Source organism: Acidovorax sp. 62, from assembly GCF_002754495.1.
Classification (GTDB): domain Bacteria; phylum Pseudomonadota; class Gammaproteobacteria; order Burkholderiales; family Burkholderiaceae_C; genus Acidovorax.
In genome coordinates, this window is the sequence record NZ_PEFJ01000001.1 from 4,370,796 (window position 1) to 4,388,227 (window position 17,432).

Here is a 17,432-nt window from a genome sequence, read left to right on the forward strand (position 1 = left end):
GCCATGACCGCCGCTCTGCACCCCCCGTCTTCCGCCCCCATTCCGAAACCCCTCGCCGTGCCCGCCCACACACCTGTCCACGAACGGCCCATCGTTGAAGCCAAAGGGCTGTGGAGCGTGTTTGGCAAAGGCAGCGAAGCCTTTGCCGTGCACCAAGACCTGGAGTTCACGGTGCAGCGCGGCGAGATGCTCTCGCTCGTCGGGGGCTCGGGCACCGGCAAAACCGTGCTGCTGCGCCAAATACTGGGCCTGGCCCGGCCCACGCGCGGCAGCGTCACCGTGCTGGGCCGCCCCGCGTCTGAAATGGGCCGCGAAGGCGCCGCCAGCCGCGTGGGCATGCTGTTCCAGCACGGCGCGCTGTTCTCGGCCTTCAACGTGCTCGACAACGTCGCCTTTGCCCTGCGCGAGCAAGGCACCCTGCCCGAAGAACTCGTGCGCTCAGCCGCCCTCGTCAAGCTGCAGATGGTGGGCCTCAAGCCCGAGCACGCCACCCGCATGCCGGCTGATCTGTCGGGCGGCATGGTCAAGCGCGTGGCTCTGGCCCGCGCCCTCATCATGGACCCGCCCCTCTTGCTGCTCGACGAGCCCACCGCCGGGTTGGACCCGAGCAGCTCCGACGACTTCTGCGCCCTGGTGCGCGAGCTGCGCTCGGCCCTGGGCCTCACGGTCATCATGGTCACGCACGACCTGGACACCCTCTTTGCCCTGAGCACCCGCGTGGCCGTGCTGGCCGATAAAAAAGTCATCGTCACCGGCCCACCGCACGAGGTGGCCCACTTCAAGCACCCGTTCATCGAACATTTCTTCATGGGCGAACGCGGCCAACGCGCCATGGCCCCGCTGCAGCCCACCGCTGTTGCCGATGCAGCGCCAGCCACCACCGCCGCGCCCACGCCCGCATCTGTGCCCCACAAGGACCTCTGATGGAAAACAAATCACACGCCCTCGCCGCAGGCACCTTCGTCATCGTCGTGGCCGCCCTGCTGGCGGGCCTGGCCATCTGGCTCACCCGCGACAACGCCAACTACGAGCAATACGAACTCTCCACCCGCGAAGGCGTCAGCGGCCTGCAGCCCCAGGCCACCGTGCGTTACAAAGGCGTGGCCGTGGGCAAAGTCACCCGCATCGGGTTTGACCCGCAGATCAGCGGCAACGTGCTCATCCGCATCGCCGTCAACGACAGCGCCCCCATCAGCCCCACCACCTTTGCCACGTTGGGCTACCAGGGCGTCACCGGCCTGGCCCACGTCCTGCTCGACGACTCGCCACAGCCCCTGACCCAACTGCCCCCCGGCCCCAGCGGCCTGCCGCGCCTGACCCTCAAGCCCTCGCCCTTTGGCCGCCTGGCAGAGCAAGCGCCCAACATCCTCGCCCAGGTCGAAGAAGCCACCCGCCGCATCAACCAGCTGCTGGGCGACGAAAACCAGCAACGCATCACCCAGGCCCTGGGCCACATCGGCCAGGCCGCAGGCAGCGTCAACACCCTGACCCAGCGCGTGGACGCCGTTGTGCAAAACCGGCTGGACCCCGCCCTGGCCGCGTTGCCCCCCCTGGCCGCCGACGCCCGCCAGACCATGAAAGCCCTGCAACAAGCCAGCAACAACGTCTCCGTCATGGCCAACGACATCCGCACCACCACCCTGCGCCTGAGCGCTGAAGGCGGCGCCATCGACCAGCTCACCCACGGCACCCAGGTCATGGCCGCAGCGGCCGACAACTTCAGCCGATCCACCCTGCCCAGCATCAACCGCGCCGCCGACGAAACCGGCCGCGCCGTGCGCCAAATGGGCTTGGCCGCCGCCAGCGTCAGCGACAACCCCCAACTCTTCATCTACGGCAGTGGCCGCCTGCCCCCCGGCCCGGGCGAGCCCGGCTTTGCCCCACCCCTGGCCAAACCCTGACCCACAAAGGCCCGCGCCATGCACACCACCCCCGCCCACCCCTTTGCCCGTTCGTCCCGCTCTGCAATGGATGCTATTAAAAATATAGCTGCTAGCGCTCGCCTGGCAAGCGCTACAGGCACTTTTTGCTTGGTATTGCTGGCCGGTTGCAGCGCCTTGCCCGCCGCGCCTAACCGCCCCGTGTCCTACGACTTTGGCCCCGGCCTCACCAGCTACGCCCCGGCCGACCGCCGCGCGCCCCTGGCCCCCATCGCCCTGGCCGACGTAGAAGCCACCGGCCTGGCCGAAGGCAGCACCGCCGTGCAATACCGCCTGGCCTACGCCGACGCCCAGCAACTGCGCCCCTACACCCTGGCCCGCTGGACGCAACCCCCCGTGCAACTCGTGCAACAAGCCCTGCGCGCCCAACTGGGCCAACGCCGCGCCGTGCTGCAAGACGCCGACGCCGCCGCCCAGGCCCGCGACACCGCCCGCGGCGGCAAACTGCCCGCCGTGCTGCGCATCGAGCTTGAAGAGTTCAGCCACCTCTTCACCAGCCCCACCGAAAGCACCGGCCTGCTGCGCCTGCGCGCCACCCTGGTAGACCCCACCCCCGCAGGCGAAACCCTGCTGGGCCAGCGCGTCTTCATCGTGCAAAAGCCCGCCCTGACGGCAGATGCGGCGGGTGGAACACGCGCCCTGGCTGAGGCTGCGCGGCAGGTGGCGATGGAGGTGGATGAGTGGGTGGGGGCGGGGGTGAGGTGAGTTAGCAGGGCGGCTTCTGCTGTAGCTTCTGTGTCTTCTGAAGGTTTCGCTGCAGTCTTCGTATGCAAAGTTCCATGAACTGCTTCACCCCTTCGTCCAGCGCCAAAGACGTGTTGGTCAGGCAATTCGTTGCGTTGTTACTGGCGGCGTCTGTTTGGTTTTTGATAGGCGCCCCGTTGGCATCCTGGATGGCTTGGCATAAAGCAGAGAGTCAAATCACGGCTTTAGAGGCCAAGGCACAGCAAGATGAAACCATCTCCGCTGAGGCTTTGCGCACAGCCATTTCCAGGATCGAGGCAGAGGCCGCAGCAACTGAGAAGACGTGGACCGCAGTGCTTTGTATGGCTCTGGGCTTTCTTTCGAGCACCGGAGCATATGTTTGGTGCAGTCGTATCGGCACTGAGGTGAAAGGCCATTCCGGCACCACCGAACCGTAGGGATGATGTGACTAATCCCCACGCCGCATGGAGCAGGTGTTTTCATCCGCTCTGCCCCCGCAGGCGAGGCAGACAGCACCGAAGTGCTATGGCTACCCACCGCCAGCGGCCCCATGCCCATTGGGGCGCAAATCAACGGACGCCTGTACGCCATAGACAGCGACCACCTGAACACCCCCCGGCGCTTGACCAACACACAAGGCCAAGTCGTGTGGCAATGGCTGATCACGGGGTACGGAGAAGTAGCCCCCACCACCGGGGCCACAGGCTACGCGTTTGAAGCGCCACAGCTGGGCGGCAGCAGCAACACCTCAGGCAGCGTGTACAGCGAAGAAGTGAACTTCAAGCTGCGCTACCCGGGGCAGGTGTGGGATGAAGAGACGGGGTTGAGCTACAACCTGAATCGGTACTATGACGCTCAGGGGGGGAGGTACATCCAAGCGGACCCGATTGGGCTGGATGGGGGGTGGAATCGGTTTGGGTATGTCAGTGGCAATCCGTTGAATGGGATTGATCCACAGGGGTTGTATGAAAGCTCGCCTTGGCTTCGAGCGTGGGTGCCTGGGCAAGTGTCATTCGATAGAGGCATGACTGCCTTGGAGAATGGGAACTACGGAGCAGCTGCGCTGAGTTTCGGGACGATGCTGGGAGAGCAGGTATTAACTGCCGCGAGTTTTGGAGTGAGCCGCGCTGCCAAGCCACTCGGGGATGCGTGTGAAGCGGCAGCCGTGCAAACTACCAGGGTTGGACGGTGGATGTCGCAAGCTGAGCTTGATGCAATGAAGGCATCCGGTAGAGTTCAAGAGAGCTTCTCAGGTACCACACATGTCGCAACACCTACTAACGCTTCTGCATTTATCAATCAAGCCAAACCAGGTAGCGTGTATGTGGAGTTCAACGTGCCTTCGTCTTCTTTGAGAGCGACAAATGAAGGTTGGTCAAAAATCATTGGACCCAATTCGCTTGAGGGGCGGCTCGCCGGGAGAAAGGGGTTGCCACTACCGCAGATGCCTGAAGCGACTGGAATCGTGCACTCAGCGACCAGAATTCCTTAATGGAGAGAACATGTTGAGCTTTTTTCTTGATTGGGCAAAACACATTGGCGAAATCCAAACTTCTTTGGGAGTGGAAGCGACAGTGACCGAAGGTCGGCCTTCGGACAATTCCTCCGCACGGCTTGATATAGATACGCCTACTGCTGTAGCGCGTATAACGTGCTGGCGTAGTGGCGAATTCCATGCGGAGGTTATCGACTTGGAGACTGAGCAAATGAGGTTTTCTAGCCAGGGAGTCTTTCGAGGCGAGTTACCCATTGAACTGCAAGTTGCGCCGTTTCTGGCAGCAATAGGGATTGATTCAAAGCAATAGGAAGGAGGGAATGGGGCATGACAGTTGTTCACGGTCTTGAAAAAAGTCCTACATAGGCTGATTTGTGGGCCGCTAGGGATGCTCTGCACGAATCCCTCTGAGATGTGCTTGAGCCAGTGTGCAGGCGAGGACAATACGCTCATGAAGCAAAGCAGCCTGGGCCTGAGCAATACCACCAAGCGCACCCGCAAGCGTGAGTTTCTTGATGCGATGGAGTTGGTGGTGCCCTGGGTCGAGTTGGTCTCGCTCATTGAGCCTTATGCCCCAGAGATCGGACGCCGGGGCCAGCAGCCCTTTGCAGTGCAGACCCTGCTGCGTATCCATTTCATGCAGCAGTGGTTCAAGCTCAGCGATCCAGCCATGGAAGAGGCGCTGCACGATGTGCCAGCCTTTCGTGACTTTGCCGGCCTGTCTCACTGGGACGAACACATCCCCAGTGAATCGAGCATCCTGCGTTTTCGGCATCTGCTAGAGCGCCACAAGCTGGCCGATCAGATACTCGCTACGATCAATGCACTGCTGCAAGCCAAAGGGCTGCAACTCAAGGCAGGCACCGTAGTGGATGCAACGCTGATTGCGGCGCCGACGTCCACCAAGAACGAAGGCAAAGCACGAGACCCCGAGATGCATCAAAGCAAGAAGGGCAACGAGTGGTACTTTGGCATGAAGGCGCACATCGGGGTGGATGCTGACTCTGGGCTGGTGCACAGCGTGCGCGGCACCAGTGGCAATGTGAACGACGTGATTGAGGCCAACAGCCTGCTGCACGGGCAAGAAACGGATGCCTTTGGTGATGCAGGCTATCAAGGTGTAGACAAGCGGCCCGATGCTAACAAGAGTGTCCGCTGGCATGTGGCCCTGCGACCAGGACTGCGTCGGGCTTTGGACAAAGACAAGCCTCTTGAGGCGCTGATCGACCAACTTGAACGCACCAAGGCCAGCATCCGCGCCAAGGTAGAGCACCCTTTCAGGGTGCTCAAGCAGCAGTTTGGGTACGTGAAGGTGCGCTACCGTGGGCTCAAGAAGAACACGGCGCAGATCGTCACGCTGTTTGCGCTGTCAAATCTGTGGATGGCAAGGCACAAACTGCTGATCAGCCAGGGACAGGTGCGTGTGCAGGGGGCGTGATGCCCAAAGATCAAGGGCCAATGGCCCCCGCGCAGCGTCTGAGGGCGCACTGCTCAGGCCGAAGTTACTCAACGTGAGTGCTTTTAACTTCGCTCTGCGCCGTGGAACAACCACACCCGATTCGTGCAGAGTTTCCCTAGGGTCAAGTCTTGTTTTTTGCCTGACTCGCGCAAAACCTGGCACCTCTCGACGGCAGATTGAAAGGTGAAGTCCCGACAGGCCACTTGCAGCGGTTGATGACTCCTAAATTCATAGCTGCCAGCGCTTATCCCTCAAGCGCTAGCAGCCCATTTGGCTCAACCCCCACCAAGGCCAGCAGGCTCAACCTCTTGCTGGCCTTTGTCTTTGCCGGGCTCGCATCCACGGTAGCTACCAGCACCCAGGCCAACTACACCGTCCAAACCCTGGCAGGCACCGCCACAGAGCAGCGCACCGAACAAGCCGCCAGCGGCACCAACCGCCTGCAAAGCCACAGCGACACCGAAAACCCCCGGCGCCCGATCTCCGCGCGAGTGCAGTGGCGTGGCAACGACTCATCACCGGGGCGGGGAAGCAACCTTTCTTGCAAACTCAATTTGCTCTCAAATTAGTAGCTTCTAGCGCTTTCGGAATAAGCGCTAGGGCCACTTTTGATCCAAATTTCACACGGGTTTACCTGCCTCACTCTTGCGGCAACCCATCAAACTTCCCCACCAAAAAATCCACCAACGCCCGTACCCGCGCAGGCACGAAGCGGCCGCTGGGCAGCAGGGCTTGCAGAGGGTAGGGCGGGGTGTCCCATTCGGGCAGCAGGCGCACCAGGGGGCTGTGGTGCAGTTCGTGGTGCAGGTAGGGCACGGATTTGTAGATGATGCCGTGGCCTGCGATGGCCCAGTCGCGGGCCAGGGCGGCGTCGTCGGCGGTGCGGTTGCCTTTGACGCGCACTTCGGTCCATTGCCCGTCGCGGCCAAAGCGCCAGGTGCGGGCGGGGCGGCCTGCGATGTGAAAGGCGATGCAGTTGTGCTGCAGCAGGTCTTGCGGGGTGGTGGGCGTGCCGTGGCGCGCCAGGTAGGCCGGGGCGGCCCACAGCATGGGGCGGGTGGTGGTGAGGGGGCGGGCGATGAGGCTCGAGTCGGCCAAGGGGCCGTAGCGCAGGGCCACGTCGACTTCGTCGCGCGTCACGTCCAGGGGCCTGTCGCTCACGCTCAGGGCCAGTTCCACACCGGGGTGTATTGCCAAAAACTCGTCAAACCAGGGCAGCAGCATGTTGCGCGCCAAGTCGGACGGGGCGGCCACGCGCAATGTACCCACCAGGGTGCCGTGGTGGGCGGTGGCCATGCTTTCGCCTTCGGCCAGCAGGTCAAACGCGCGCTGGGCGTAGTCGAGCAGGATCTGCCCCTGGGCGGTGAGGCGCATGGCGCGGGTGGAGCGTTCGAACAGACGCGAGCCCAGTTGCCCTTCCAGCCGCTTGAGTGCGGCGCTGGCGGCGGCGGGTGTCATGCCCAGGGCGCGGGCGGCGGCGCTGAGGGTGCCGGTGCGGGCGGTGTGGGTGAGCACGTGCAGGTCGGCCAGGTTTTCGATTTTCATGGGCGGGCTGTGGGTCAGAGCAGGGTTTGGGCTGGGTGGACGGGGCACTTACCCCATGCAGCCGTTCACGCAGAGCGCAGTCGACGCGCCGCGCAGGGCTTCGACGGGCTCAGCCCGAACGGATGTTTCTAGTTCCGAGGTCCCGGATCGCTATTTTCAATTTTCATTTGAAATTGAATGCATTCAAAGCCGTCTTATCAATTGCGGGTTGCTTATCTACAGTGCCTGCATGGCTTGGGATGGGCCCGGCCAGTGATGAAGCGATGCAATGCCGTGTGCGCTGGGCGCCGTGTTGGCGCAATGCGCGCCTGCAGCAGTGCAATGAAAGGACTGTGATGAAAGCCGTTGGATACCGTGCAAATTGGCCTGTGGACCATGCCGAGGCGCTGTTGGATTTGGAGCTGCCTGCGCCGGTGCCGGGCGCACGCGATGTGTTGGTGCGGGTGAAGGCGGTGTCGGTGAACCCGGTGGACACCAAGGTGCGCAAGGGCTCGCTGCCGCCCGAGGGGCAGGCCAAGGTGCTGGGCTGGGATGCCGTGGGCACGGTGGAGGCGGTGGGCGCACAGGTGTCGCGCTTCAAGGTGGGTGACCGGGTGTATTACGCGGGCTCTATCGCCCGCCCCGGGGCCAATAGCGAGCTGCATGCGGTGGACGAGCGCATTGTGGCGCTGGCCCCCCAGTCGCTGAGCGACGAGCAGGCGGCGGCTTTGCCGCTGACCAGCATCACGGCGTATGAGCTGCTGTTTGACCGCCTGGGCGTGGCCAAGGGCGGCGGCGCGGGGCAGACGCTGCTGGTGGTGGGCGGTGCGGGCGGGGTGGGCTCCATCCTGATCCAGCTGGCGCGGCAGCTGACGCAGCTGCGGGTGGTGGCCACGGCCTCGCGCCCCGAAACGCGCCAGTGGTGCCTGGACCTGGGCGCGCATGTGGTGGTCGACCATTCGCGCCCGCTGGCGGCCGAGCTGAGGGCCGCTGGGGTGGAGGGCGTGGAGCTGGTGGCCAGCCTGACGCAGACGCAGCAGCACTACACGCAACTGATCGAGGCCCTCAAGCCCCAGGGGCGCCTGGGCGTGATCGACGATATGCAGGGGCTGGACGCGATGCCGCTCAAGGGCAAGGCGCTGTCGCTGCACTGGGAGATGATGTTCACCCGCCCCATGTATGAAACGCCCGACATGGGCGAGCAGGGTGCGCTGCTGGCCGAGGTGGCTGCGCTGGTGGATGCGGGGCGCGTGCGCTCCACCGTGAGCACCAGCTTTGGCAGCATCAACGCGCACAACCTGCGCAAGGCCCATGCGCTGATCGAGACGGGCAAGGCGCACGGCAAGGTGGTGCTGGCGGGGTTCTGATCGCGCTGCCTCCCAAGGCTCCGTTGGGTGGCCTGCCTGTGCTGTAGGGCGCGGGCAGGCCGTGATGGAGCCGACCTCTTTGAACTTGAAATATCCGTTCGGGTTGAGCTTGTCGAAACCTTGTGCGGCGCTTCGACAAGCCTGTCCTGAGCCTGCCGAAGGGCTCAGCGTGAACGGTTCTGCTCGGTTCGTGCCGGATCAATAGAATGGCCGCTCTCTAAAACCAAGATTACATGAGAGAGGGAACCGATGTTCATCGTCTGGGGGCGCAAGCTCGTCTATCGCAAGCTGGGCCATGTGGCCGATTTTTGTCCCATTTGCCGCAAGCCGCGGCCTTTTGCGTTGCAGCGCATTGGGTCTGCGGGGCATGTGTATTACGTCTCTGTGAGCCAGGGCGAGCTGGTGGGGTTTGAGCGCACCTGCCTGAAGTGCCACACCGTTTACAACGCCGAGCCCACCCATTACGCCAAGGTCGTGCCCAAGCTGCTGCCCTGGAACGACATGGTGCGCCAGACGTTTCCGAACCTGCACGAGGCCTGGGCCGATCGGCTGGCGCTGGAGCAGCAGGTGCGCGACAACCCGCACACCTTGTCGGCCCAAGACCGGCATGCGCTGATCCGCAATCCGTTTTTGCTGCTGTCGCCGAAGGTAGAGAAGCAGTTTGCCTCCACACACATGGACAAGGAGGTGGGTTTTGCACTGCTGGGGGCGGTGGCGCTGCTTGTCACGGTGCCTGCCATTGCGCACGTGATAGCGCCGGATGAGGGGGGCTTGGGCGTGCTGGTGGCCTTGGGCCTGGGCATTGCGCTGGTGGTGTGGCAGATGGCGATGACGGGAGGGCGCTTTATGCGCCGCCAGGTGGTGCCTGTGCTGGCCCAGTGCCTGCAGCCCCTGCAACCCACCCCCGGCGAGCTGCAGGCGGTGATGGCGGAGCTGAAAACCCTCAAGCACAAGATGGGCACCAAGCTGAAGCTGCCTGAGCTGTATGCGCAGTTGAAGATGAAGGCGCGGGGCTCTGCGGGCTGATGCCTTTGAATAGGTTCTTATTGCGCGCTGAGGCGGCGCGGCAGCGTTGCCCCAGGCCCCAGCGCAAAAAAGCCCGGAGCACTGGCGTGGTCCGGGCGGGTGGGGTGGGCCGGTAGAGGCCGGCGCCTGCGTCAGGCCGTCATGAAGCCCAGGTCGGTCGGGTAGTCGGCCCCGCCAAAGTGGCTGAGGTTGGGCAGCACGCCCGCCATTTCGCCGTTGGCCACGCCAAACCATTTGGCCAAGGTGGCTGCGTACTGGTCGACCGAGGTGCTGGGCAGCAGGCGGCCTTGGCCCACGTGCCATTGGTCTGCGGCGTCGGTGGTGCTGTTGGTGTTGCTCACGGGCGGTGCCTTGCCATAAAGCGCCTTGCCCTTGACGGCGCCGCCCACCATGAAGTGGTGGCTGCCCCAGCCGTGGTCCGAGCCGTCGCCGTTGGAGTTCAAGGTGCGGCCAAAGTCGGATGCGGTGAAGGCGGTGACCTTGTCGGCCACACCCAGTTCGACGGTGGCGTCGTAGAAGGCGGTCATGGCTTCGCTCACGCGCTTCATCAGGGTGGGCTGCTGCGAGATGAGGTTGTCGTGCAGGTCAAAGCCGCCCAGCGACACCATGAACACCTGCCGCTTGCTGCCAAGGGTGCTGCGTGCGCCGATGAGGCGCGCCACCATCTTGAGCTGATCGGCCAGCGAGTTGTTGGCAGGGAAGGCGGTGGCCAGTGTCACGCCCGCCAGGCCGCTGGTGATTTGCGATTCAGCGGTGACGGCGCGGGTGGTGATGCGGTTGTACTCGTTCTCCAGCACCTGGGGGCTGGTCTGCTGGATGAGCGATGTGAGCACCGAGCGCACGGCGGTGGAGCCGTAGACGTTGTTCTTCACCCCATTGATGGCAATGGCCCCGCCGGTGCTGACCTGGTAGGACAGGGCCGAATCGCCGGACAGAAACACCGCGTTGCCGGTGACCGAAATGCAGGTGAACAGCGAGTTGGTGTTGGACGACAGGGCCAAATCACCCAGATTGCCGCCCCAGCCTACGGTGGAGCCTTCGGGTGACGAGGACTGCCACACCGACTGTTGGTCGTTGTGCGAGAACAGCTTGGGCGGGATGGGGTAGAGCGCGCGGTTGCTGCTGTTGTATTGCGTGCGGGTGAGCGGCACGATGAGCGGGCCCACGTTGAGTTGCACGGCGGCCTTGCCGGTGTTGAACAGGTTGGCCATGCCCGTCATGGCGGGGTGCATTGCGTATTGGCGGCCAGCGGCCAGGGGCACGGTGGGGTTGAGCAAGGTGGCGGCAAGGTCTGCCTTGGGGATGGCGATGCCGCCGCCCGCCTGGCCGCTGCCGCCACGGATGGTGGCGTACTTGTTGTAGCTGTCGTCGTCGTAGGTGACCACGGTGTTGGCGTAGTCGTTGCCGCCGTACAGAAACACACACACCAGGGCCTTGTAGTCGGTGGCGGTGAAGGCGGCCGCTTCGCCCATGGCAGCGAGGTTCAGGGCAAAGGGCAGGGCTGTGCCTGCCAGCCCCAGCTGGGTGGAGCGGCGCAAAAACGCCCGGCGTGTGTGGAGTTCGGGTTGGATCAGGTGCATGGGGGCCTTCTCTCTGTTCTCTTTTTTTGCCGTTATTTTTGGACGAGGTACTCGGCCGAGGCCATGACCAGGAGGATGGCCGCTGCAATGCGATTGAGCTTCACGGCCTCGGTGCTGGCCGCTGTGACGGGCGTGGCCTTGAGCGCATCGGCAATGAGCTTGATGTTGGCGGCCGAGAGCTGGCCTGCGCACATCAGCAGGTTGATGCGCGCCACCAGCGCGTCGGCGTCGGCCACGAGGGCCATCTCGTTGGGGTAGGTGGTCTTGATGTCGTAGCCGTTGTTGCCGTTGCTGGTGCTCTCGGGCACGTCGGGCGCATTGGCATAGATGCCGTTGCGAATGGTGTTTTGCATGTAGTTCAAGTAGCTGCCCACGCTGCTTTCGTTGACCAGCTGAAACTCGGGCGCCACCTGCCCGGCCGTGGCCAGGGCTGTGGAGGGCGGCACATACCCGGGGCGAAAGAAGTTGAACACCGAGGGTGAGCGCAGCGGGCTTTGCGACAGGCGCGAGCCCGCGCTGCTGGTGTCGCCAATCTTCCAGTACCCGTATTGCGAGTTGACGCCAAAGGTGCGCGCCCATTGCACCAGGCGCAGCATGGGTTCGCGCAGCTTGCCAAAGCTGGGCTTGGTCAGGCCTGCGGGTTCGCGGGCTTCGTCGTCCATGAGGATGGCCATGACCACGGCCTGCAGGTCGCCGCGCACGCCTGCCCCGTTGTTGTTGAACTTGGCGGCCACGCGGCCCACATAGGCAGGCGAGGGATTGCTGGTGACCAGCCGCTGGATGAGCTGCTTGCCAATGAATGGCCCGACGTTGGCGTGGTTGAAGATGGTGTCCAGCGCCGTCTTGAGCGCGGCCGCGCCCGGTGTGCTGGCCGCAATGGTGGTGCCCAAAAAGGTGGCTGCCAGGCTGGAGTGCAGCGACTCCTTGAGTGCCATGGGCAGCCGCGTGAAGTGGGTGCTGGGCACCACGCGCGAGCCACCGGGCACGGTGGCAGGCACGTTCTGCGTCTGGTCGTAGTCGTAGCCGGTAAAGACGCGGGCCAGGTTGGTGATGTCGGACTGGCTGTAGCTGTCGATGGGCTTGCCCGCGCCATCGGTTTTGGGCGTGCCGTCCTGGTTGAGTTCGGCCAGGCCGACGGACATGAGCTGCAGGATTTCTCGGGCGTAGTTCTCGTCAGGCTGGCGGCCGCTGGCGGCGTTTTCCTTCTGGTTGCCGCGCGTGTTCAGGTAGTACCCCATGGCGGGGTTCAGCGTCACGTCTTGCAGCACCTGGCGGTAGTTGCCAAAGGCGTTGGCCACCAGTTGGTCCCAATAGTGGGCCATGGCGTGGCTGCGCCAGTTGAAGTCCAGCCCGCTGAGCGAGACCACGCAGATCTCCGACAGCGCCAGGGCCACGCGCTTGCGCAGGCCGTCTGATGCCGTCATGAGCTGGCTCCAGATCATGTTGTCGGCGGGGTAGGTCTGGTCGTAGTAGTTGGTGGTGTCAGACACGGTGGCGTAGCCGCGCTGGGTGAGCCAGTCCCAGCCTTTGGTGCCCATGGGGGCTGCAAACTGCGAGTTGATCCAGGCCTCGTATCCCACGCTGCGCACGGCGGCGATTTCGGCGGGGGACGCACTGAACTGCGCTTGCAGCAAAAAGCGCGCGGCCTCCTGGTCTGTGGCAGCGGTCTTGTAGGTGTAAGGGCTGGGGGCAGGGGCCGGGCTGGGCGATGGAGACGGCGCAGGCGATGGGCTGGGGGCCGGGGCTGGTGTGGGCGACGGAGCAGGAGTGGGCGCTGGTGTTGGCGTGGGTGTTGTGGGGCTCGGCGCTGGGGTTGGGGAGGGTGTGGGAACCGGTGACGGGGTGGGGGTGGTACTGACAGGCGGTGTCGCCGTGGTCGTGCCCTCGCTCCCGCCTCCGCAGGCTGCCAGCGCCACGCTGGCCATCAGTGCAGCCAGTGGTGCGCGGGGCACGGCGCTTACTTCCGGCGCTGGTGTCCCTTGAACTGCATGCGCTGTATGTGCCGCGTGTGCTGTGGCTTGGGGGCTGCCCTCTGCTTCCTCTGCCGCCGTGGCGTGCAAAGGCTCCTCGTACGTTGTTGTTGTCATGGTGTGAGCAATCGTGGAAATGCTGAACAAAGTGTAAGAAGGCGGGCGGTTTTTGTGCTCGGTGAATGTGTGAGCAATGGATACGGCCGTTACGCTGGGACACATTCGAGGCGCCCTTCAGACACATCGGTGATACGTCTTTGCCCCTTGGGTGGGGGCTGGGCTGCAAAAAGCATTCCACCTGTCTGAGGCTGGCAGATATCCCGGCGCTGTGGCCTACAGACACGCTGTGTTGTCCGGCAGCCCCGTAGGCCTGGGCCCACGCGGCCTGCGTGGCAGGGACTACGCGGGGCTGCTGCATCTGTTCGTACAGTGAATCCATCGCATCACGCAGATGTTCCGCGCATTTCGGGCGGATGGCTGAGGCGAGTTGTACGAAGGACGCAAGCCATGAACGAAGACACCATCAAGGGCAACTGGAAGCAATTCAAGGGCAAGATGGTCGAGCAGTGGGGCAAGCTCACTGACGACGATTTCGATGTGATTGCCGGCCGCCGCGAGCAGCTGCTGGGCAAGCTGCAAGAGCGCCAGGGCCTGGCCCGCGAGGCGGCAGAAAAGCAGCTCAAGGACTGGCAAGCCCGCCACCCCACCTTCCACTTCAACGACTGATCTGTCTGAGTCAGTCCCCCCGTGCACTGCGCCCTGTGCGCGTGCACCGGGCATGCAGCCCCGCGGCTGCATGCCCACCCAGCGGCCCGGCCGCGCCCCCACCGTTTGAACATTGAGGAGAAGCACCATGCACTTCAAAACCAATCTCTTGTCCCGCAACCTCATCGCCCTGTCTGCCGCCACCTTGCTGGCCACCTCTGCCATGGCCATGGGCCAGCCCGAATACAAGGCGGCCAAAGACCAGATTGCCGCCGACTACAAAGTAAACAAGCAAAAGTGCGATGCCCTCAGCGGCAACGCCAAGGACATTTGCCAAAAGGAAGCCAAGGGCACTGAGAACGTAGCCAAGGCTGACCTGGAGGCGCAGTACAAGCCCAGCGACAAAACCGCCTACAAGGCACGCGAGGCCCGCGCCGATGCCGACTACGCCATTGCCAAGGAAAAGTGCGATGACCTGAGCGGTAACGCCAAGGACGTGTGTGTGAAGGACGCCAAAGCCGCCCAGGTGACGGCCAAGGAAAACGCCAAGGTGGCCAAGGCCGCAGCCAAGCCCGGTGAAACAGCCACCGAAAAGGCCGCTGGTGTGGCCGAGGCGCGTAAGGACGCCGCCGCCGAGAAGAACGAAGCCAACTACAAGGCCGCCAAGGAGCGCTGCGATGCCCTGGCGGGCGACCTCAAGTCCAAGTGCGTGGACGACGCCAAGCGCCAGTTTGGGCAGAGCTGATGGCAGGGCTGAGCTTGGGGTCCTCGCCCTGAATTCGCCAAGGGGCTCTTGACGCTGCAGGCCGTTGGGCGAGTGTGAACGCACCCCTCAACGGCCTGCAGCGATGGAATTTGTTACGGAATGCAAGCCTGCGTGGCTGTCCACTGATTTGGGTCAAAACACGCCACGCCGTTGTACCTAAGCTGCCGTTTTTGTCACACACCGAGGAACAAAAATGGCTGCACTGGAATGGTCTGACGCACTGGCGCTGGATTTGCCGCTCATGGACGACACCCACCGCGAGTTCGTAGACCTGCTGGCGCAAGTCGAGCAAGCCGACGACGCCACCGTGGCGCAGCAATGGCAGGCGCTGGTGGACCACACCGAGCACCACTTTGGCCAGGAAGACGCCTGGATGGCAGCCACGCGCTTTGCCTCGGGCAACTGCCACACCACGCAGCACAAGGTGGTGCTGCAGGTGATGCGCGAGGGCATCGTGCGCGCCGAGCAGGGCGACCTCCAGCCCATCCGCATCATGACGGGCGAGCTGGCCCAGTGGTTTCCGCAGCACGCGCAAATGATGGACGCATCGCTGGCCCTGCACCTGCGCCGCGTGGGCTTTGACCCCGTGACAGGGGTGGTGCATGCCCCCGATGCCCTGCCCGGCGAACTGATCCAGGGCTGTGGCAGCACCCACAGTTGTGTCGACCAACCTGCTGCGGTCACGGCGGAAGTGGCCTGAGGGGTGGGGCTCCAGCCTGCAAGGCAATTGCTATTAAATGCATAGCTGCTAGCGCTTTGTTAGGAAGCCCTGGAGGCCAAATTGACTGGATGGCTATGTGACCCGTCTCGGACTCCTCCATCCCACCTCCCACAGCCACCCCCGCCCGTTCGGGCTGAGCTTGTCAAAGCCGGGGCCCATCAGACCCCGTAGGTCGGGTTAGCCCGCAAGGGCGTAACCCGACGCCCACAGGGCCAGTAGCGTTCACGTCGGGTTACGCTGCGCTAACCAGACCTACACGGCTGCCATCTCACCGTTCGGGCTGAGCCTGTGGACGCCTGGGCACTGTCGGCCTGCGGCATTACCCCCGCCCGGTGCGCAAGCGCCGCAGCCCAGACCTATCGCGGCAGCAGCATGCCGGCCATGCACCACGACAACTCGCGCAGCGCGCGCCGCAGTGCGGCGGTGGCGGGTTCGCGGTAGGCGCTGCGCAGCACGGCTTGCTTGGCGGTTTGCAGCGCCCGGCGGTCCTGGGCGCGCAGGGCCGACAGCAGCCGCTGGCGGTAGCGCTCTACCCGCTGCGCCTCGGCGGCAGACAAGCCTGCGGCCGATGGCCGTGGGGGCTGTGCACCCCCGGCGTTTGCCCCCACCAGGTGCTGCCCCCAGGGGCCGTGGGTGGGTGTGGCTGGGGCTGCTCTACCCGGCGCCGCTCCTTCTTCACGGCCTGGGGTTGGGATGTGCTTCATGGGGCGTCCTTGCCTGGTGTGGTGGCCGCACCCGTGGCGACGTTCGGGTTGCGCGGTGCTGGCGTCAGGCCATACCAATTCACCTTGCGGGTTAGCACCATCACTGCCGTCAGCACCAGGAACAGCGCAATCGAGCCCACTGCCAGCGCCGTTTGCTCCAGCTGCAGCAGCACATACAGCAGGCCATACAGCAGCGCCATGCCCGCCCCCAGCGGAATGCCCCGCGCCAGGCTGCCCAGCATGTGGCTGGCGTAGTAGCCCAGCAGCAGCACGCAGGCCGTGGCGGCCGCCAGGTACGACCAGCCAAACGCCAAATGCTCCGACAAGCTCACCAGCAGCAAGAAAAAGCTGCAAATGGCCGAGCCCACCAGCAGGTACTGCACCGGGTGCACGCGCAGGCGCTTCATCAGTTCAAACAAGCCCACGGCCACAAAGGTGAGGGCGATGAACAGCAGGCCGTACTTGGTGGCGCGGTCTGCCAGGGTGTAGGGGTTCACCGGGTCCACAAAGGCCACGCTGAAGCTGTCTGCGCAGTCGCGTGGCGTGGTGCTGGGTGAGCTGCCGTCGGTGGGGTACTGCACCGGGCTGTCGTCATAGCCACCCACGCAAATACGCCGGCCATTCAAGATGTCTTGCTGCGCCGTGGTGGCCAGCGACGACAGGCGCCACTGCGCCGTGAAGCCCTCGGGGCCCCAGTCGCGCTCAGACGGCAGAAAGCGCCCGGTGAACGAGGGGTGGGGCCAGCCGCCGGTCATTTTCACTTCGGTGTTGCCACCCAGCGGCACGATGGCCAGGCGCTCGGTGCCCACCAGCTCCAGGTCCAGCGCCAGCGTCATCGGCTCGGCCTGGCCGCGCACCGACTCGGGCAGCACCGCGTGCAGCCCCCGGCTGTAGGTGGGGTGGAAGGTGCCAGGCTTGAGGGCCAGGGCCTGCTCGCCGTGCAGCACCTGCGCCGTGCGGATGCCGCGCGCATCGCCCACCGCCACCATCACGATGGGCGCGCCGCACTGCAGGCGCGAGCCCTTGACGGTGCTGTGCGCCTGCAAGCTGGCCAGCGTGCCCCACTGCGCAGTGATGTGCGCCTTGAGGTTGAAGGTGTTGACTTTGTGAAGGCCCCGGGCGCGCTCTTCCATGCTCACGCTGGAGCGCACCTGCAACTGCTCGGGCATGGCGGTGAGCAGAAATTCGCGCCGCTGCTCGGTGGTGCGGCGCTCGTCGCCCTTGCCCGTTTCTACGTCCCAGCTTTCCACGCAGGCGCTGTGGATCATGGGGCCCATCAGGGTTTGCGGCCCGGCCAGGCTGTCGGCCACGCTCTGGGCCGTGAGGCTGCGGTAGCGCTGGCGGTCGCGCACCACGTCCTCAATCTGGCCCAGGCCAATGAGCAGCAAGATGGCCACGGCGCCCAGCGCCACGAGTTTGGTGATCAACGGGTGTTTCAAAAGACTCCTCCTTGTGTGTTGGTGGAGCCAG

17 protein-coding genes are annotated in these 17,432 nt (G+C 64.3%); 12 read left to right on the top strand and 5 right to left on the bottom strand.

Annotation, left to right across the window (positions count from 1 at the left end):
- Nucleotides 1-3: 3 nt before the first annotated feature.
- From CLU86_RS19545 to CLU86_RS19575, 7 genes are all read left to right on the top strand, one after another.
- A complete protein-coding gene (locus CLU86_RS19545) occupies nucleotides 4-924 on the top strand; it encodes an ABC transporter ATP-binding protein (RefSeq protein WP_233195123.1) in 921 nt (306 codons plus the stop codon).
- Nucleotides 924-1,901 carry an MlaD family protein gene (locus tag CLU86_RS19550; protein ID WP_099657550.1) on the top strand — a complete coding sequence of 326 codons (978 nt, stop codon included), beginning with the start codon at nucleotides 924-926 and terminating at the stop codon, nucleotides 1,899-1,901. Before CLU86_RS19545 ends, CLU86_RS19550 begins: the two co-directional genes overlap by 1 nt.
- A gap of 66 nt (nucleotides 1,902-1,967) precedes the next feature.
- Nucleotides 1,968-2,645, top strand: coding sequence for an ABC-type transport auxiliary lipoprotein family protein (locus CLU86_RS19555; protein WP_099742796.1), 678 nt, complete (start codon nucleotides 1,968-1,970; stop codon nucleotides 2,643-2,645).
- Nucleotides 2,646-2,719: 74 nt separating this feature from the next.
- On the top strand, nucleotides 2,720-3,082 hold the full coding sequence (locus tag CLU86_RS19560; RefSeq protein ID WP_143226752.1) for a hypothetical protein: 363 nt from the start codon (nucleotides 2,720-2,722) through the stop codon (nucleotides 3,080-3,082).
- Between the two features lie 185 nt (nucleotides 3,083-3,267).
- Nucleotides 3,268-4,137, top strand: a complete 870-nt coding sequence (locus tag CLU86_RS23255; protein WP_158236360.1) for an RHS repeat-associated core domain-containing protein — start codon at nucleotides 3,268-3,270, stop codon at nucleotides 4,135-4,137.
- Nucleotides 4,138-4,591: 454 nt separating this feature from the next.
- Nucleotides 4,592-5,578 (top strand): IS5 family transposase, encoded by a 987-nt coding sequence (locus CLU86_RS19570; protein ID WP_099740912.1) that lies wholly within the window; start codon nucleotides 4,592-4,594, stop codon nucleotides 5,576-5,578.
- Nucleotides 5,579-5,814: 236 nt separating this feature from the next.
- Nucleotides 5,815-6,168: a hypothetical protein gene (locus tag CLU86_RS19575; protein ID WP_143226753.1), complete on the top strand. Its 354-nt coding sequence runs from the start codon at nucleotides 5,815-5,817 to the stop codon at nucleotides 6,166-6,168.
- A 70-nt stretch (nucleotides 6,169-6,238) separates the two neighbouring features.
- On the opposite strand, the gene CLU86_RS19580 is transcribed toward CLU86_RS19575, so the two are convergent.
- The gene (locus CLU86_RS19580) at nucleotides 6,239-7,144 is read right to left on the bottom strand and encodes a LysR family transcriptional regulator (RefSeq protein ID WP_099742800.1); all 906 of its coding nucleotides are present in this window, start codon (nucleotides 7,142-7,144) and stop codon (nucleotides 6,239-6,241) included.
- A gap of 335 nt (nucleotides 7,145-7,479) precedes the next feature.
- On the opposite strand from CLU86_RS19580, the gene CLU86_RS19585 reads away from it, so the two are divergent.
- Together CLU86_RS19585 and CLU86_RS19590 are read left to right on the top strand one after the other, a co-directional pair.
- Nucleotides 7,480-8,490 carry a zinc-binding alcohol dehydrogenase family protein gene (locus CLU86_RS19585; RefSeq protein WP_099743725.1) on the top strand — a complete coding sequence of 337 codons (1,011 nt, stop codon included), beginning with the start codon at nucleotides 7,480-7,482 and terminating at the stop codon, nucleotides 8,488-8,490.
- A gap of 249 nt (nucleotides 8,491-8,739) precedes the next feature.
- Nucleotides 8,740-9,516, top strand: coding sequence for a hypothetical protein (locus CLU86_RS19590; protein ID WP_099742801.1), 777 nt, complete (start codon nucleotides 8,740-8,742; stop codon nucleotides 9,514-9,516).
- A gap of 131 nt (nucleotides 9,517-9,647) precedes the next feature.
- Here CLU86_RS19590 and CLU86_RS19595 read toward each other — a convergent pair whose 3' ends face one another.
- Nucleotides 9,648-11,096, bottom strand: a complete 1,449-nt coding sequence (locus tag CLU86_RS19595; protein ID WP_099742802.1) for a DUF1501 domain-containing protein — start codon at nucleotides 11,094-11,096, stop codon at nucleotides 9,648-9,650.
- Nucleotides 11,097-11,128: 32 nt separating this feature from the next.
- Nucleotides 11,129-13,183 (bottom strand): DUF1800 family protein, encoded by a 2,055-nt coding sequence (locus CLU86_RS19600; RefSeq protein ID WP_099742803.1) that lies wholly within the window; start codon nucleotides 13,181-13,183, stop codon nucleotides 11,129-11,131.
- A 390-nt stretch (nucleotides 13,184-13,573) separates the two neighbouring features.
- Between CLU86_RS19600 and CLU86_RS19605 the strand changes: the two genes are divergently transcribed.
- The 3 genes from CLU86_RS19605 (at nucleotide 13,574) to CLU86_RS19615 (ending at nucleotide 15,237) form a co-directional block, all read left to right on the top strand.
- Complete coding sequence (locus tag CLU86_RS19605) at nucleotides 13,574-13,792, top strand: CsbD family protein (RefSeq protein ID WP_099657560.1); 219 nt, start codon at nucleotides 13,574-13,576, stop codon at nucleotides 13,790-13,792.
- Between the two features lie 127 nt (nucleotides 13,793-13,919).
- Nucleotides 13,920-14,516, top strand: a complete 597-nt coding sequence (locus tag CLU86_RS19610) for a hypothetical protein (RefSeq protein ID WP_099742804.1) — start codon at nucleotides 13,920-13,922, stop codon at nucleotides 14,514-14,516.
- Between the two features lie 214 nt (nucleotides 14,517-14,730).
- Nucleotides 14,731-15,237: a hemerythrin domain-containing protein gene (locus CLU86_RS19615; protein WP_099657562.1), complete on the top strand. Its 507-nt coding sequence runs from the start codon at nucleotides 14,731-14,733 to the stop codon at nucleotides 15,235-15,237.
- A gap of 377 nt (nucleotides 15,238-15,614) precedes the next feature.
- Here CLU86_RS19615 and CLU86_RS23180 read toward each other — a convergent pair whose 3' ends face one another.
- The gene (locus CLU86_RS23180; RefSeq protein WP_233195126.1) at nucleotides 15,615-15,962 is read right to left on the bottom strand and encodes a hypothetical protein; all 348 of its coding nucleotides are present in this window, start codon (nucleotides 15,960-15,962) and stop codon (nucleotides 15,615-15,617) included.
- Nucleotides 15,959-17,401, bottom strand: coding sequence for a cell envelope integrity protein CreD (gene creD, locus CLU86_RS19625; protein WP_099742806.1), 1,443 nt, complete (start codon nucleotides 17,399-17,401; stop codon nucleotides 15,959-15,961). The genes CLU86_RS23180 and creD overlap by 4 nt, the downstream gene beginning before the upstream one ends.
- Between the last annotated feature and the right edge of the window lie 31 nt (nucleotides 17,402-17,432).